Below are 16,380 nucleotides of genomic sequence, written 5' to 3'. Positions count from 1 at the left end.
GCATACTTGTGGAGAGTGGCGGCTGCATCAGCGAGTTCCTCGCTTAACATGGCTACATAGGATACAAGAGAACACACCCATGACGGAAATATCGGTCAAACAGGCATTGAATAAGGCGTTTTTGAAGACAAAACCCCCACGTTCTTATGTGGAAGTTTTTAAGAATCAGCTAATACGGTTGCTCGACAACGTTAATGTCCACGAGTCGGAAGAGCATCACAAGAATCTGATTTCCGATTTTCTGCGCAAGATCGGTTACGACGGCAAGCACTCCATAAACACCAAAGCTCGGACCGATCTCGTTATTCACAACGGTCGGCAATCCACGTCAGCCGCTGGGGTCATCATTGAAACGAAAAAGCCGACCAACAAGTCCGAAATGCCGCAACGCTGTCAACTAAACACAAAGGCCTTGCAGGAACTGCTTCTCTACTATTTGCGCGAACGAGTTGTATTAAAAAATCTGGAAATTAGAAATCTCGCTATAACAAATGCGTGCGAATGGTTTATTTTTGATGCCCAAGTTTTTGAAAGGCTTTTTGCACAAGATAAGGAACTAACAAGAAAGTTCAACGATTTTGAACAGGGGCGACTATCAGGAACAACGACGGAATTTTTCTATAAACAGATAGCTTCTCCCGCAATTCAAAAGGTTGCGTTTGAGATTGTTTTTACGTATGTTGACCTCCGCGACTATGAGGCTTATGCTCGGGATTCTGATGCCGGAAATGACCGCAAGCTAATAGAACTACTAAAAGTTTTTTCTCCCGAACACTTATTAAAACTTCCATTTCAAAACGATAGCAATAGCCTTGATAAAGGATTCTACAGTGAATTGCTCCATCTTATTGGTTTGGAAGAGGTAAAGGATAAGGGGAGGAAAATAATTCGCAGGAAGTTGCCAGGCAAACGCAATGCTGGGGCACTAATAGAAAACGCCATCACGCAAGTGGATGCGCTCGATAAACTAAATAGAATAAATAATCTGGAATCTTACGGCTCCGATAAAGAGGAGCAGCTGTTAAATGTTGGGCTTGAGCTTTGCATTACGTGGATTAATCGCATCATTTTTCTAAAACTTCTTGAAGCACAGTTGGTTGCTTTCAATGGCGGAAACAAGGATCACGCTTTTCTCCATTCTCAGCGGGTGAGATCTTACGATGACCTAAATGCCCTTTTTTTTCGGGTGCTAGCTAGACATTGGGACAAGCGGGATGATGAGGCCAAGCTACAGTTTGGTCAGATCCCGTATTTAAATAGTTCGCTATTTGAGCCTACAGCCCTGGAGCACGAGACACTTCTTATCAGCAATCTTTCTGAGAGTCGGGATATACAGATATTATCAACCACTGTACTCAAAAGCGAATCTGGGAAACGCAGGGTTGGAAAGTTGGACGCGCTGACATATTTGCTTCTCTTTCTTGATGCTTACGACTTTGCAAGCACGGGGGCGGAAGCTATTCAGGAAGACGAAAAATCTCTGATTAGTGCATCAGTCTTAGGGCTGATTTTTGAGAAAATAAACAACTATCAGCATGGTGCGTTCTTCACGCCGGGCTTCGTGACTATGTACATGGCGCATGGGGCAGTCCGAACGGCTGTCCTCAATCGATTCAATAAGTTGAAAGGTTGGACATGTGCAAACTTCCGGGAGCTTTATGACAAGATCGAGGATCGGCAGGAAGCCAATAACATAATTAACGAACTTCGGATTTGTGACCCAGCCGTAGGCTCAGGGCACTTTCTGGTATCCGTCCTCAATGAACTCATAGCGGTTAAATCGGAGTTGCGGATTTTGACCGATGTCACTGGCGCACGACTGAAGGAATATCGTATTGAAGTATCGAACGATGAACTTGTGATTCTCGATGAGGATGGCGATTTATTTGAGTACAAACGTCATAGTGCGGAAAGCCAGCGCGTACAAGAGGCGATTTTCCATGAAAAAGCTCGGCTCATAGAGAATTGCCTATTCGGGGTCGATATTAATCCGAATTCTGCAAAAATCTGCCGATTACGTTTGTGGATCGAGCTACTAAAATCCGCCTACTACAAGTCGGATGACGAGCTCGAAACGCTTCCAAATATCGACATCAATATCAAAGCTGGAAACTCGCTAATTGCGCGGTACCCGCTGAATGCGGATCTGAGGAACGCCCTCAAGAAAAGCAAGCGAAGTACGGCGGACTATCAGGCCGCTGTTGTCAAATACAGAACTGCTACCAGCAAGGACGAAAAGTTCGAGATGGAAAGACTCATTTCGGAAATTAAATCAAGCTACCAGCAAGAAATTCACAGCAATGACTCCAAAGTTGTTAGGCACCGAAATGCTTCGGAAGAGCTTGAGACGTTAGCCCGGCAAAAGACGCTCTTCGGACTGACCCTGGCAGCCAAGAAACGACGCGAACATACGGTGAGTCGGTTAACAACCGAGGTAGAGCGTTTAGGTGCGGAGATTGAGGCGATTCGAAACAGCCGAATGTTCCGCAATGCGTTTGAATGGAGATTCGAATTCCCAGAAGCGTTGAATTCCCAGGGAGCTTTTCATGGATTTGATTTAATCATTGGCAACCCGCCATATGGCGTTTCCATACAAGGCGAAGAACGGAAGCACTTAGTAGCTCGCTTGGGCAAGGTGCCGGATTTTGAGATTTACTATTGGTTCATAAATCGGGCGCAGCAGTTGCTTGCTAATGGCGGAATTCTGTCATTCATCGTGCCCAATACGATTCTTTTTAATCTGGGTGCGGCTGCATATCGCTTGGAGCTATTTAATTATTGGGCACTGGACGAGATTTTAGACTGCACAAACTTCAGCATTTTTGCAGAGGCAACAGTCCGGAATGTGATCCTTACTGGTAGACGACAGGCCGGTACAACGTTAACTTATCGTCCAACAGCTGATGCGACATCCTTCCCGGAATTGGTGCTCTGTGAGCGGGAGAGTATTTCACAAGAGCAAGCTGCTTCAAACAATTTAAATTGGGGCTTGCTGTTCCGACTACCAAAGGAAACCATAGACCTTATTATTAAAATACGGTCGGACATGTCGCCGCTCAGAACCTATTTTCCAGAAATCAGTCAAGGCCTCATTGCCTACGATCGCTACCAAGGTCAGGATGAGCACACGATCAAGAATCGGGTGTTTCATTCGACAATTAAGCACAGTCCAGAATGGAAGCAGTGGCTCTGGGGTAGCGACGTGACACGGTTTCACGTGTCGTGGAATCGCCAGGAATTCATCAAGTATGGAGCTGGCATTGCGAACCCTCGAAATCCGAAGTTCTTCGTAGGCCGTCGACTACTTGTTCGTGAGATCAGTAATCCGCGTATTTTTGCGGCGATCACAAGTGCAGAGTTTTACAACGACCCTGCCATCCTTATCGTAAAGGACAACTCAACAAGTCCTATATCGTTGGAATGCGTGGCTGCAATCCTGAATTCAAAGCTTGCAACTTTTTTCCACTTTAATTCTTCGCCTAAAGCGTCTAAGGGAGCGTTCCCTAAGATTCTTATTCACGATATCGAAACATTCCCATTGCCTCACTCCATTAATGCAAATACATCTTTGGAACTTGTTTCAGTCGCAAGGCGGCTGGAAGCCAATGCTGCTTCCCAGTTAGTGGACAAAGCTACAGAGGAAAGACTCGACGCACTAGTTTATAAACTCTATGGCCTGAGCCAACAAGAAGTTGAGCTCGTGGAGAAGTGGTTTGCGAAATCCGAAGAGTCTGCCGTGCGACTGCTGGCCGCCTGAAGCAGTTCCAGAATTGAGTCAGTTGGACTTCCGCCCCTGGCCGTATGCGGTCCATCCCTGAGTACTCGCATAAAAAATATGAGGAGTGTTCCCGAAGTGCGGGCCCATGTATTGCCCCCACTAGGGGGTACTGCTGTAGGTTGTGGTCGTGGCATATTTGCCCTTTTCGACTCCGTCTTTGAAGCTACCGCTCACGTCTGGCAACAGCTACAAACGACTCTGACGCACCTCGCGCACGGGGAGAGTCCTCACGCTGGCATCCATGATTCGCAGGATGGACTGGGGTGCTTCCTGCGTACCCTTGCCAACGCAGCCACTGAGGCCCCTGGGGGGACTCTGAAGCACCTCGCCTACATTCGCCTAAGTGAGGCTGCTTGGACGCCCAGGGTCATTCCCTCACGCCTTCCCGGGTGCCAGCCCAGCATGGATTCTCTCAATAAGCAAGTCACGCTCGTACTCGGCGAGATTTGCACCGCATTTTTTCGAGGGGCCACCCAGATAGTGGCGGCGGCAGATTCCCCCCGGTGCCCCCTCTCGGCGCATTCGCGTTGCGCCCGAAGTTTGGAGAAGCGCACCACAACACAAAGATCAAAGTAAGAGCCCGAGGGTCGCAAGGCACTCGTGCCGAGCACTCGCTCTGGGCTTACCACAGCCACGGCACCCCTTGTACCCGGTGTCATGCAAGGTACACCCCAGCTGGGCAGATCAGGGTTGACACTTTCCCGGCTGCTTCGCGTCAGGTTGAAATGGCATGCCCATCAACTTGACACAAATTGCATGTGGTCTTAGACTTCAATCTGACAGATCAACAAAGAGGGATGGCCAGATCATGAACAGCACCAGCACCACCCACCGCACAGCGAAATACCCCACGGGGCAACACGTGGGATACGTCCGAGTATCCACCACCGATCAGAACACCCAGCGCCAGCTCGAAGGCGTGGTCCTCGACAAGGTATTCACCGACAAGGCCAGCGGCAAGGACCGCCAGCGTCCCCAGCTTGGGGCGTGCCTGTCGCACCTACGGGAAGGAGACACGTTGCACGTCCATTCCATGGATCGCCTCGCACGGAACCTCGATGACCTGCGCAAGATCGTTGATGAGTTGACAGCCCGAGGCGTGGCCGTGGCGTTCTCCAAGGAAGGGATGACCTTCGAGCCAGTGACCGAAGGCATGGAGCGCGGCAAGGCCGATATGGCCCGCTTGATGCTCTCGATCATGGGAGCGGTGGCCGAGTTCGAGCGGTCCATGATCCTGGAGAGGCAGCGGGAGGGTATCGCCATTGCCAAGGCCGAGGGCCGGTACAAGGGCGCCAAGCCCAAGCTGACAGAAGCACAGGCGCAGGAACTCAAACAGCGGGCAGCACAGGGGGTATCGAAGTCTGCCCTCGCCAAGGACTACGGGGTCAGCCGGGAGACGGTGTACACGTACCTCCGGGAAGGTCCGCAGAAGGCTCTCTGAGCGCCTCCGCAAACAATCTGCAGGGCCTCTGCAGAAGGACGCATCTACGGGCGCTCGAGCAGCCTTCCTGGCGATGGTCGATTTCTACACAGCTACGGAGAGAAACACCAACACCAACGTTGGCCGTTCTCGAATGCCTCCACTGGGTTTTCCGGCCGGAGGCTTTTTCAACTGTAGAAGGAAATCCCATGCCCAATCCGATCGGTGTCATCCGCACCGTCACCATCCCCGTCCCCCTGTTCACCCACCTGAAGAACTGCCAGCGCCACATCCAGCAGACCGAAGGACGCAAGCTGACAAACAGCCATACGCTTGCCGTCATCCTGCGCCAGCACCGTGACATCGTGGGGCCGGCCTTGCAACGCACTGCGCAGGTCTCACCATGAAGGCGCTTTACGCAGTCTCCGCATCCGTGGGATCGGGCAAGACAAAGGCCGCTGTCGAGTACCTGGCACGGCCAGAGACCAGCACCCAGGACTTCATCTACGTCGCTCCCACCATCCGGCTGCTCAACCAAACCGAGGGTCAGCTGCGGTCGCTGCTGGAGACGCAGGAGGCGATCCGCAACGTTCACCTGATCCACTCCGAAGCGCGTGATGGCGAGAGCGGCTCGGCCGCAACGGAGGCGCTGCAGGTGATCAATGCACGTCCCGCTGGTCTGGGCCGGGTGGTGTTCCTCACGACCAAGACGTTTCTGCGGATCGTGTCCCAGATCGGTGACCCGACCCGGTGGGCCTTGATCCTCGACGAAGCTTTTGCGCCCGTCACGTTCATTTCCTACCACCTTGGGCCACGCCCAGAAGAGGGGCTGGACTATTTCCGCGAGATGTTCCGCATCGACACGCAGGACAACCACCGGGTAGTGCCCGTGACGGGTCGAGATGGCTTGGTCACGGACATCGCCTCGGGAAATCTCGATCAATGCGGGCAGAAGTACCTGGGCCAAAGTGCGCTGGCGCAAGAGGTCAGCAACCCCGCCATGCGGTGTGAGTTGGTCGTGACACCAACGACGAGGATCGTCTCGGACCTCTTTGCCGAGACTGCGGAAGCAGACCCAGCCGTGAAGCTCACTTGCTCGGAGCTGCTGTTCGCGTCCTACCTGACCCCCGAGTACTTCGGAGACTTCCGCGAGGTGATCTTGCTGTCGGCGCTGTTCGAGCACACGGTGCTGTACCACCTGTGGACGCGCAGCTTCGGGGTGAGGTTCGTCCCGCACCCGTGGTTCGATTCGGGGAGGCTCAGGGATGTCCACGTCGAGCAAGGGCCAATGATCGCGGTCGGCCACCTGCTGCACCAAGAGGACCGGGCCAGCAAGCACAACCTCCTGGCAAACCGCCATACAGGTGCCCCCGGTGAGCGCATGAAGGGCGCCCGTGTCGTGGACGGTCTCGTGCAGACAGCGGCGGAGTTCTTCAAGGGATCACAGTTCCTGCTGCAAACCAACAACGGCGCTGGGTACGGCCCAGGTGGAGCGAGCGTTCCCGACAACGCACAAGCGATACCCGTGGTCAGCCATGGCCTGAACGACTTCATGGATTCCGACAACGTGGTGGCCCTGGCCGTGACCAACCCCAACCCCCAGCAGCTCGAGTGGGTGCAGACAAGGACGGGCCTGACCAAGGACGAAGTGCTTCGGGCGCACCGCATCCACACGGTGTACCAAGCGATCGGACGGACCTCGGTGCGCTCGCTCGAACGGGCCACGGCGAGGAAGGTCTTCTTGGTCGCTGGATACGACGACGCCAAGCTCTTGCATCGGCTGTTCCGGGGATCAAGGTGGCTCGGACAGGTCGGTGATCAACCCTCCTTGAGGGCCGTGCGCGAGGCCAAGGCAGAGCCAGGAGTGATACGCAAGATGACAGACACCATCATCAGCTACCTGGATGCTCTTCCGTCTGACGTGACAGCGATTCCTTCTCGGTCCGTGAAGACACAAGTAGCTCCCGAGCTTTCCTCCAGCACCTGGACCGAGGCGTCGAGTCGGGTGAGTGCAGCGAGTGTCACGTGGCGCAAAGACGGTCACAACTTCCGTCAGGTGCTATTCACGGACCACTTCAAAGCGTTGTCAGGCCATGAGCAGTGTGCTGAAACTACCACGATGTACCAATAAGCTTATAGGTTGTTCGTGTGAGATTCGGTCCCTAGCAGGTACTCCATCCAGGTCGGCTCTTCAGATGAGGGTTGACCTGGACTGACGTAAACACCCTGTTGTGGGCGCGTCCGAGGGTCTCGTGTAGATGTCCGGTGCTCTGTGAATTCGTTGTTGGACTGGCGCACGCTTAGGGAGCGGGCTTGTGACCGACCTCAAAGGCGATCAGGCTGCTATCAGCCCATTGCTGTCGGTCGAGCGTCCACTGCCTATGTCTTTTATGCCGCGGTTGCGGTCGGTCTACATTTGCTTCATACGTATCCTATCGGCCACAGTACGGTCATGGCCGCCGACATTTGCATGGCACCACGTCCTAGGCGAACCGCAGAAGTTGCCGGCCGTCACCATTTCATCAGCCTGATGCGCGCCGCGGACGTCAGTTGCTTAGACCCGCGATCTGGCATCATTGCGGTTACACGTACTCTCAAGAGCCATGTGGCGCAGGGCTGAATTGAAGGGCTGTCGAAAAATTCTTCTATGACGATTAGGCCAATGCTGGCTTCGCCCAATCGTAGATTTCTTGAGCCAATTCCGCAGGTGAGGGGAGGCTCACCACGCGGAAGCCATCTCGCTCGAGCTTCCACTCGTAGTCGTGAATCACGCTTTCAATGTGCTTGTATTCCTTGGGCTCGATTGCAGTGGGCTCCGGCAGCAGCAGGAACAGTCCGATGTCTTCGAGCTTTCGGATGCGGGAATAGGTGGTCAGGTCACGACTCGACTTGAGCAGGTTCATCTCTACGCTTTGAGCCGTTTTGTAGACGGCGGAAGTAACGCTGCCACAGCCCTTTGGCGTCTCCAAGTTCAAATCGAGGAAGTGTTTTCCACCTTCGAAGTCCAACAGCACACCTTGGCTCTGCTGAGTTGCGATGCGATCAAAATCCATCTGTGCGATTCGCTTGAGTTCGGTGTTCACCAGTTCTCGAGCTCGCGGCGTGTCAATCGACTCGAAGCGATCGGCGGACTTCTTTTGCGTAGGCGCCATGACGATGACCTCGTTGAAGAGGCGTTCGACGGTCGCCTCACGGTCGGCCCCCGACGTAAAGCGCGGCACTTCGAGCATTAGGCAGTCCGTATCGAAGGCCACTTCAGGGATGGCAGTCTTGTCCTGCACTGCCCGACGGAGCGTTGACTCGGCAGAGGCTAGAAGCTCGCGGATCGACTTCTGTGGAAACGTGTCGCGGTACAGGCAGTCGAATTTCTTGAAATCATCGAGAAGCTTGAAATGCAGTCGGTCGCCCGGCGACTGTACGATGACGCCGATCGAAAAGCGCTGTGGGACAAAGACGTCCGGCTGAAGCTCCAATGTCGTCCAAGCTCCAGAGAAGGCGGGTTTGGGCGTGGTCACTGCGATGCGACTTAGGTGCGCAGCGTCGCCGAAAGATATGGCTGTGTTGATCATGCGATCACCTTCAATAGGCTGGTCATCCAGCCGGGCTGGGAGCGGTGGGAAAGTGAGGTCGAGATCGTTTGGCTTAGTTGAGCCGCGGCGGCTGGAGGGGTAACGATCTTTGCAACGAGAGCATCGAGGTCGCGTTGTACTGCGGCCAAGGCCGCTGCGTGACCGTTCGCCGCATTGGCCATGTCGACTTGGAATCGCTTGTAATCGACGCCGGTTAATGTCTTTCCCGCCTCGGACGTAAGGCAGCGCTCTGCCCAAGTTGTGCCGAATGGCACCCATAGCAAGTCGTGCAGCAGTGTCTCGTGGTCGATCGCTACATAGCCGCCCTTCGGTGACCTGATTACGTTGCCGAAGTTGCGATCCCGCAGGTCTGTCCACTTATCGAACGCCGCAATTTTGCGAGCGTCTTGGCTCCTGAACAGGTTCTTTTTGGCTATGAAGAACGCCCATTTGTGGACCTGCTTCAAGGACTTTCCCCCGACAACTTCGCTGCACCACGCTGGACAGAATGTAGCTCCATCCAATGCTGGAGGCAGGGTAACGCTTTTGCGTAGTTCGGTAAGGGGAACTATTAGGATGGCGCCGAAGTGAGGGCAGGGAACGCCACTGGCGCGCGCCAGCGTCCAGCCTAGTGCCTCGCATAACAGGGCTGGTCCGGATGGAAGCAGCTTGACGAAGCAGTCGCGCAGTCGACCGGATGGGTCTGCGATCTTCGCCAGATGTGTGGTCGGGTTTAATCCGCCGCTGGCTGGTACTCCACGGAATTCGCACCAGGCGCTCGAATCGAGAATCGGGACCGTTGTCGGCGGCGTTGTTGGTGCGCTCGTTGTTGGTATTGTCATTTTTTTGCCTCCCCTGAACTGCGGAGAATATCCCAACGATCACGGGTATGCGACGCCACATGCTCTGGCCGTCCAAAACAGGCCCCAAGGTCGAACGTTCGGTCGCGGAGTTCAGTCGGAATTCAAGAAGCCCGGTGACCCGGGGGAGGCTACAGACATCTGGTGTTAACGCCAGCCTACAGGATGATGCGGTCGGCCAGGCAAACTCACCGGCCGACAGAGCTTGTCCGCGACTGCCATCGCTTTCCGTGGTCGCCTGACCCAGTTGACCGGAGTTAGCCCAACACAGAGATACATGCATCCGCTTGGGATGCCTGCTCACAATCACTGCGGGTACCGTATTTTCTCGATAGCCTCCTTCATGGGTGCCAGCGAATGCCCTCCCGAGTACAGCCCGTAAGTGATGCGCGGCTTCTCGTGGCCCACGATGTCCGCCGTAAGGTTCTCCGAGACGCCAGCGCTTTCAAGCTGGGTCACCACCGTCTTCCTGATTGAGTGGAAAACCTTCCTGTCGGAGAACCCAAGCGTCTGCTTGAGTGTCCCAAAACGCTTGCCGCTGGCATTGGAGCGGTCCCCGTACTTGTTGAAGGTCAAGCCGGATAGGAGGTAGCCGTCCTTGCTGTGCGCTGCGCTGAACACCTTCAGCCGCTTCACGACCTCGACCAGCTCCGAATGGCCAGGTACCTGCCAAATCCCTGCAGCCGTTTTGCTGTCGGTAATGGAGAACGCATTGTCGGTGCAGCCGGCCACCTTGAGCGCACACAGCTCTCGATGCGCGCGCCCGAATATAAGCCGAGCTTGATGAGGTCGGCCAGTTCATGGTCTTCCTGGGGCAAACAGAAGAGGCAGCACTGGTGAGGTCCATCGGGGTGAAGCTTGACTGGCAAACCTGCTGGGTAATTCAAGCAAGGGTTCGTGATGCGCTGGAGTCCAAAGCCACCGCCCTCCAGAAAGCTTAGCCCGGAAACGGCGGCGCCTATCGAATTTTTGATTTCTACACAGCTACGAACAGAGAAACGCTGTTCCCTTTCTTTCCTCACACCGAGCAAATCACATGAACACCAATACCACCCTAGATTCCATCTTCCCCATCGTCAGCTACGACCTGCTGAACGACATCAACCAATATCCCGATGACAAACGCGCGGCGAAACTCAGCCACGAAGAACTCGAGTGTCACCTAGCCACCATTCTTGGCACGTCCCGCGTGCTTTACGTAGAGCGTGACACCGACCCCCTTACTGGCGAGGAAACTAGGTACTACGTGCTGCCAAAAGAAATAGCTATCTTCGTGGCATCGGCCTTCAGCACCTACACCGCTTACGACCTGTCTCGCTTCGACTGAGTGGTGATTCAGCCTCAACTGGGCCAACTACGCACGGCTGTGCCCCTCTTCCAGCTTTACCGCTGGGGGAGGGCATAGTGAAAATAATAATTATTCTCATTGCAATGGGCATCTGTCGTATTTGGAGTCTCACAAGCCAGTATCTACGGGACCACGTGTGGTAGAATTCAAGGTATTTCTGTAACAACGCCGCAGAAAAATCCTTATAAATCAACAAGTTAGAATAGAGTCGTTGATGTGTGAAAGCATCTCTCCGGCACCAACAAAGCAAGATAAGCCCCGCTATCCAATCCGGTAGCGGGGCTTATTTTTTGCGCTACAAGGCAATGCACGAGCCAGAACAATGAACTAAACAGCTTGGCAGGCAAGGAATACAACGTGATTGATGGACTGATTGGCGGCAAGCTGTACGGCACGCCCGAAAAACGCCTGGGCAAGGCAGGCAAACCGTTTGCCATGGCCAAGGTGCGCGCAACCGCCGGCGACGGCGAAACACCGCTGTTTGTCAACGTGATCGCATTTGACGGCGCCGCCTGCGCGGCCTTGCTGGCGCTCAGCGATGGTGACTCCGTCACCCTTGCGGGCAGTCTGACCCCCAAGGTCTGGAGCGACAAACAGGGCGTGGTGCGCCCATCGCTCGACATGGTGGCGCACCAAGTGCTGACGGCGTACCACGTCCAACACAAACGCGCAGCAATGCAGTCTCCCGAGCCGCGCGAGCCTCTGGACCCCTGACCACACAACGCGCCCGGTGCGAAGCCCCAGCACCGCCCACGTCATGGCCTTTGCAGACTGGCTCAACCCCTTGGTGGTTTGGATCTACCGCTGTGCTGCACATGCACAGCGGAACCTGGCCGACGATGCCGCGATCCTGGCGCTGATTTTTTGCTGAGCTTGCGCTGCGTCCTTGGCGCAGGTTGTTGTGCCATTGACAAACAAACCGCCCGATTCAGCAGGCTTCTAATAAAAAAACCCGCTATCTCGAGAGAGCGTTTGCATCGCCCCGGCTTTCCTGGACATTTTTTTAAGCCATTGGCAGCAGCGTGTCGTTCAACCCCGCTGGCCGACAAGTTCCCTGCGCTGTTTCAGCGCCAGCCAGCCCTCGTGCGTGGCTGACCTTGCCCGAAGGGGGCGACCCATCCAATGCTGACTTGGCACGGTCTCGCAATCACACTGCCGACCAGGACTCTATGGGACCATCGCGGCGAACGATGGAATGTCCGTTTTTGACACTAGCGAACGCGCGGGCCGCTATAGCGCTCAAGCCAGTGCGCATAAGGCGGCGGCAGCATCCAGTCGGGTTGCTTGACCCCCAGGGCTTTGGCCATTTCACGCGGATAATGGGGATTGGCCAGGTGGGCGCGTCCGATCATGACCAGGTCCATCTGGCCACTGGCCAAGACGCGCTCGGCCGTTTGGGGATCGTCCATGCCCCAGCCCGACGCAACCGGCAGACCCGCCTCGCGGCGCACCCGCTCGGCGACCGGCGCCAGGAAAGATGGAGTGCCCCAGGGCACCTGCACCTCAGGGATTACAAAGTTGATGCTGACGTTCAGCAGGTCAAGCCCCCCCTCGCGCAGTCGGCGCACCAGGGCAATGGAATCCGCCAGCGTCGCTTCGTCCCGACCGTCGTATTCGATAACACCCAGGCGCGCAGTGAGCGGCAGCCGCTCCGGCCAGACCTGTCGCACGGCCTCCAGGGTCTCGACCAGGAAGCGCCCCCGGTTTTCTGCATTGCCGCCGTAGCCATCCGTGCGCTGGTTGCTGTGCGCGGAAAAGAAACTCTGCGCCAGGTAGCCATGTGCGAAGTGCAGCTCCAACCATTGGAATCCGGCGTCACGAGCGCGGCGCGCCGCAGCGACGAAGTCGGCCTTGACGCGCTCGATGTCGGCCAGCGTCATTTCCTGCGGCACACGCGACAGGCCGCCACCAAACGCGATGGCCGATGGCGCGATGGGCTGCCAGCCACGCGGGTCCCCTGCTGCGATGTGGTCGTCGCCTTCCCAAGGTCGGTTGGCACTGGCCTTGCGCCCGGCGTGGCCGATCTGAATCCCCGGCACGGCTCCGGCGGCGCGGATACCCGCAGCGATGCGGGCAAGGCCCTCAGCCTGCGCGTCACTCCAGAGGCCCATACAGGCCGGAGTGATGCGTCCTTCAGGCGACACGCCAGTGGCCTCTACGATGACCAGGCCGGCGCCGCCACGGGCGATTGCCGGGTAATGCACCTGGTGCCATTCGGTGGTGAAGCCTTCGAGGGCGCTGTACTGGCACATCGGCGGCACGGCAATGCGATTGCGCAGCCGCACATCCTTGAGTTGGAATGGGGTGAAAAGTGTGCTCATGGGTGGTGCTCGAAAATATGAGATCAGTGACTGACAGGCGGACGCGCAACAGGGCTTGGCCTTTCATGGCTGGCCTGGCTTGCTCAAATACTGTCGACGATGCCGCCCTCGACCCTCAGGGCCGCCCCGGTGGTCGCCGATGACAGCGGCGAAGCCACATAGGCCACCATGTTGGCGACTTCTTCCAGCTGCGCTGCGCGGCCGATGATCGAGGAGGGGCGATGCTGCTTCACGAAGGCCACGCCCGCTTGCTCCAGGGTCTGGCCCGCGGGTGCCGAGGCCATCAACATCTTTGCCGCCCCCTCGGACAAGGTCGGTCCGGGCAGTACGCTGTTGACCGTCACGCCGGTGCCGGCGGCCATTTTGGCCAGGCCCCGTGCCAGCCCCAGCATGGCGGTCTTGCTCATGCCGTAGTGCACCATGTCGGCAGGGATGTTCAGTGCCGACTCCGACGCAATGAACACCACACGGCCCCAATTGCGCGCCAGCATCTGAGGCATATAAGCGCGCGACAGGCGCACACCGGACATGATGTTCACGTCCCAGTACCGCTGCCACTCGGCGTCGTCGATGTCAAAGAAAGCCTTGGTGCCATAGATGCCCAGATTGTTGACCAGAATGTCGCAGTGCGGCACGTGCGCGACGAGGTGTTCACACCCTCGGGCGGTGGCCAGATCAGCGGCGACGCCCTGCACGGTGGCACCGGACGCATGGGCCTTGATGGCGCCCACGGCCTGATCGACTGCGGAGTGGCTGCGGCCATTGACGACTACCGCAGCTCCCGCCTGGGTCAGCGATTTGGCAATGGCCAGGCCAATGCCGTCGGTGGAGCCGGTGATGACGGCAGTCTTGCCGTTCAGATCGATGTTCAGCATGGTGTCACACAGTGAAGGGTTGCAATGCCTTCACTGTAGTTTTTTGGGTATTGTTAAATCAATACTTTCAAAATGCATAGATTGCAAACCACCGGTTTTGAATCTATGGACAAATTCACCAGCATGGCGGTCTTCGTGAAAGCGGTGGAATGCGGCTCTTTTGCAGCGGCGGCGGAAGCGCTGAGCTTGTCGGCCCCCATGGTGGGGAAGCATGTGCAGCAACTGGAGAAGGCGCTGGGAGTCACCCTGCTCAACCGCAGCACTCGCCGCCATAGCCTGACTGAGGTCGGGCGGAACTACTACGAGCGCTGCAAAATCGTGCTGGCTGAAATGGAAATGGCCGATGCGATCGCGCAGGAAAGCCGCCTGCTAGCGCGGGGACACCTGCGCATCAGCGCCTCCATCAATTACGGCACGCACTGCCTGGTACCGGTGCTGTCTGGCTACCGCGCCGGCCACCCGGAGGTCACGCTGGGGCTGGAGCTGAGCGACAGCGTGGTCGATGTGATTGCTGAAGGCTATGACGCCGTGTTTCGTGTCGGTACTTTGCCGGACTCTGGCCTTCTCGCACGCCCTTTAGCACCGTACCGCATGCTGGCCTGTGCCGCACCGAGCTACCTGGCCGCGCACGGTACACCCACCACTCCCAAGGACCTGGCGCAGCACCAGTGCCTGGGATTTACCCATTGGTCGCCACGTGAGGTCTGGTATTTCGACGGGGCTGCTGGCCGAGAAGCGGTCCCGGTCCACGGTGCCTTGTCGGCAAACGTCGGACAGGCCCTGCGCGTAGCGGCGCTAAGCGGCATGGGCATCATCATGCAGCCAGCTGTGCTGGTGACAGATGATGTGGAAGCTGGCCGGCTGGTACCGGTGCTGCCGGGCTATGCCCCCCCCACGCTGCCGGTGCATCTGGTGACGGCGCCGGGGCGACTGCGCACGCAGAAATTGCAGAGCTTTGTAGACTACGTTGTCAATGTCCTAGGGAGGGAGGCCTGAGGCAGGGTTCGGACGTAGAAATCATTGCATGCAAATTGACCTCAGAGCTCCATTTCTCCTCGTCTTTTATCCGGCGGCCACGATCATGGATTCTGATCCAGCGGTGGTCCAGCGCGTTTGGCGCCATGATGAAATGAGAAAGATCGACATCGCTGCGATCGAAGCGGCTCGCCTCGGCTGACACTACCGATACCACAAATCCCAATTGCCGCAGCCGCAACTGAGCGTCCGCTTGTGTTGCTCCGAATTGAGCGCTTTGGGTGGGATGCGACCATACTGTGTGTACCGTTCGTCCTCGTTCCAAGGTCGGCCCAATCGGCCGACCGTCAGGAGGTGCCATGTCCACGCACGTTACAAGACCCTGGAGCTCACTGGCTCCTCGCCGTCCGGCATAGAAGATGCCGTCAACACAGCCATTGCCGAGGCCAGCGAGACTGTGCGCAATATGCAGTGGTTTGAGGTGGTGGACACGCGCGGTCACATTCACGAGGGCAAGATCGCCCACTGGCAGGTCACGGTAAAGGTCGGATTCACGCTCGAGTAAGAGGGGATGAGATTGTAGGCTGCGGTGAGTTCACCGTGGACCTCTCGCCATCGTCCTGCAGCGCAAGACACAGCGGCCAGTGCAGTTCAAAGTCACTGAGGCGGCGTGTGGATCGATCGCGATGGCCAGCTCCGTCCGCGTCCACGAGCCCAGAGCTAGTTTTACTTACAGCAGGAAACTCTCAAGCCATCGGCTGTATGTTGGCACATTGACTGCCTCTATGTCTTCCCAACACGCGATAACAACCCATACACGGCACGGGGTTAAAGACGCTATGGCAGCGCTGCGTGCTGCAGGCCATCAAGGAAAGATGTTGTCGAAAGACGACAGGTTCACCTTCCACGACCTGCGCGCCTACTGCGCCACGATGCACAAACAGGCCCATGGCCACCTACCTGATCTGCACAAAAATGCAGCAGTGACGGCCATGGTTTATGACCGAAACAAGGAGGTGGAGCGCGAAGCTCTTTAGGGCGAATATTCCCACCGTGGGAATAAAAACAGAAAAGCGCTGCAACTTTGATAGCTGCAGCGCTTTTGTTTACTTGGGGTGGCTGATGGGGCTCGAACCCACGACAACAGGAATCACAATCCTGGACTCTACCAACTGAGCTACAGCCACCGTAGCTTTGTATTATAGCGTGAAAAACTGGACTCCACGCTCATTCC

15 protein-coding genes and 1 tRNA gene are annotated in these 16,380 nt (G+C 56.5%); 10 read left to right on the top strand and 6 right to left on the bottom strand.

The window, feature by feature from the left end; all coding sequences use genetic code 11:
* Nucleotides 1-79: 79 nt before the first annotated feature.
* The 4 genes from B2J89_RS05950 to B2J89_RS05935 all read left to right on the top strand — a co-directional run bounded on the left by B2J89_RS05950 (nt 80) and on the right by B2J89_RS05935 (nt 7,329).
* Nucleotides 80-3,757 carry an Eco57I restriction-modification methylase domain-containing protein gene (locus tag B2J89_RS05950; RefSeq protein WP_169168301.1) on the top strand — a complete coding sequence of 1,226 codons (3,678 nt, stop codon included), beginning with the start codon at nt 80-82 and terminating at the stop codon, nt 3,755-3,757.
* Nucleotides 3,758-4,586: 829 nt separating this feature from the next.
* A complete protein-coding gene (locus B2J89_RS05945) occupies nt 4,587-5,219 on the top strand; it encodes a recombinase family protein (protein WP_169168300.1) in 633 nt (210 codons plus the stop codon).
* A 188-nt stretch (nt 5,220-5,407) separates the two neighbouring features.
* A complete protein-coding gene (locus tag B2J89_RS05940) occupies nt 5,408-5,605 on the top strand; it encodes a hypothetical protein (protein WP_169168299.1) in 198 nt (65 codons plus the stop codon).
* Nucleotides 5,602-7,329 (top strand): DEAD/DEAH box helicase, encoded by a 1,728-nt coding sequence (locus tag B2J89_RS05935; RefSeq protein WP_169168298.1) that lies wholly within the window; start codon nt 5,602-5,604, stop codon nt 7,327-7,329. Before B2J89_RS05940 ends, B2J89_RS05935 begins: the two co-directional genes overlap by 4 nt.
* Nucleotides 7,330-7,852: 523 nt before the next feature.
* Here the strand turns inward: B2J89_RS05935 and B2J89_RS05930 are convergent.
* From B2J89_RS05930 to B2J89_RS05920, 3 genes are all read right to left on the bottom strand, one after another.
* Entirely contained in the window at nt 7,853-8,767 is a 915-nt protein-coding gene (locus B2J89_RS05930; RefSeq protein WP_169168297.1) for a hypothetical protein, read from the bottom strand.
* Nucleotides 8,764-9,234, bottom strand: coding sequence for a hypothetical protein (locus B2J89_RS05925; RefSeq protein ID WP_169168296.1), 471 nt, complete (start codon nt 9,232-9,234; stop codon nt 8,764-8,766). The genes B2J89_RS05930 and B2J89_RS05925 overlap by 4 nt, the downstream gene beginning before the upstream one ends.
* Nucleotides 9,235-9,933: 699 nt before the next feature.
* Nucleotides 9,934-10,359, bottom strand: coding sequence for a hypothetical protein (locus tag B2J89_RS05920; protein ID WP_169168295.1), 426 nt, complete (start codon nt 10,357-10,359; stop codon nt 9,934-9,936).
* Between the two features lie 304 nt (nt 10,360-10,663).
* On the opposite strand from B2J89_RS05920, the gene B2J89_RS05915 reads away from it, so the two are divergent.
* Nucleotides 10,664-10,954 (top strand): hypothetical protein, encoded by a 291-nt coding sequence (locus tag B2J89_RS05915; protein WP_169168294.1) that lies wholly within the window; start codon nt 10,664-10,666, stop codon nt 10,952-10,954.
* Nucleotides 10,955-11,332: 378 nt separating this feature from the next.
* The gene (locus B2J89_RS05910; RefSeq protein WP_169168293.1) at nt 11,333-11,689 is read left to right on the top strand and encodes a single-stranded DNA-binding protein; all 357 of its coding nucleotides are present in this window, start codon (nt 11,333-11,335) and stop codon (nt 11,687-11,689) included.
* Nucleotides 11,690-12,186: 497 nt separating this feature from the next.
* On the opposite strand, the gene B2J89_RS05905 is transcribed toward B2J89_RS05910, so the two are convergent.
* The gene (locus tag B2J89_RS05905) at nt 12,187-13,296 is read right to left on the bottom strand and encodes an NADH:flavin oxidoreductase/NADH oxidase (RefSeq protein WP_169168292.1); all 1,110 of its coding nucleotides are present in this window, start codon (nt 13,294-13,296) and stop codon (nt 12,187-12,189) included.
* Between the two features lie 83 nt (nt 13,297-13,379).
* On the bottom strand, nt 13,380-14,168 hold the full coding sequence (locus B2J89_RS05900; RefSeq protein WP_169168320.1) for an SDR family NAD(P)-dependent oxidoreductase: 789 nt from the start codon (nt 14,166-14,168) through the stop codon (nt 13,380-13,382).
* Between the two features lie 108 nt (nt 14,169-14,276).
* Between B2J89_RS05900 and B2J89_RS05895 the strand changes: the two genes are divergently transcribed.
* From B2J89_RS05895 to B2J89_RS05880, 4 genes are all read left to right on the top strand, one after another.
* Nucleotides 14,277-15,167, top strand: coding sequence for a LysR family transcriptional regulator (locus B2J89_RS05895; protein WP_169168291.1), 891 nt, complete (start codon nt 14,277-14,279; stop codon nt 15,165-15,167).
* A 28-nt stretch (nt 15,168-15,195) separates the two neighbouring features.
* Nucleotides 15,196-15,348, top strand: coding sequence for a hypothetical protein (locus B2J89_RS05890; RefSeq protein WP_169168290.1), 153 nt, complete (start codon nt 15,196-15,198; stop codon nt 15,346-15,348).
* Between the two features lie 180 nt (nt 15,349-15,528).
* Nucleotides 15,529-15,711 (top strand): dodecin, encoded by a 183-nt coding sequence (locus B2J89_RS05885; protein WP_240964758.1) that lies wholly within the window; start codon nt 15,529-15,531, stop codon nt 15,709-15,711.
* Between the two features lie 220 nt (nt 15,712-15,931).
* On the top strand, nt 15,932-16,183 hold the full coding sequence (locus B2J89_RS05880) for an integrase (protein WP_205763724.1): 252 nt from the start codon (nt 15,932-15,934) through the stop codon (nt 16,181-16,183).
* 74 nt (nt 16,184-16,257) lie between these two features.
* Here B2J89_RS05880 and B2J89_RS05875 read toward each other — a convergent pair.
* Nucleotides 16,258-16,333: transfer RNA gene (locus B2J89_RS05875), tRNA-His, on the bottom strand.
* Nucleotides 16,334-16,380 lie beyond the last annotated feature (47 nt).

The sequence above is a fragment of the Acidovorax sp. SRB_24 genome, from assembly GCF_012931925.1.
Note: the sequence above shows the minus strand (reverse complement) of the source record. Positions and strands in the feature narration are given on the sequence as shown.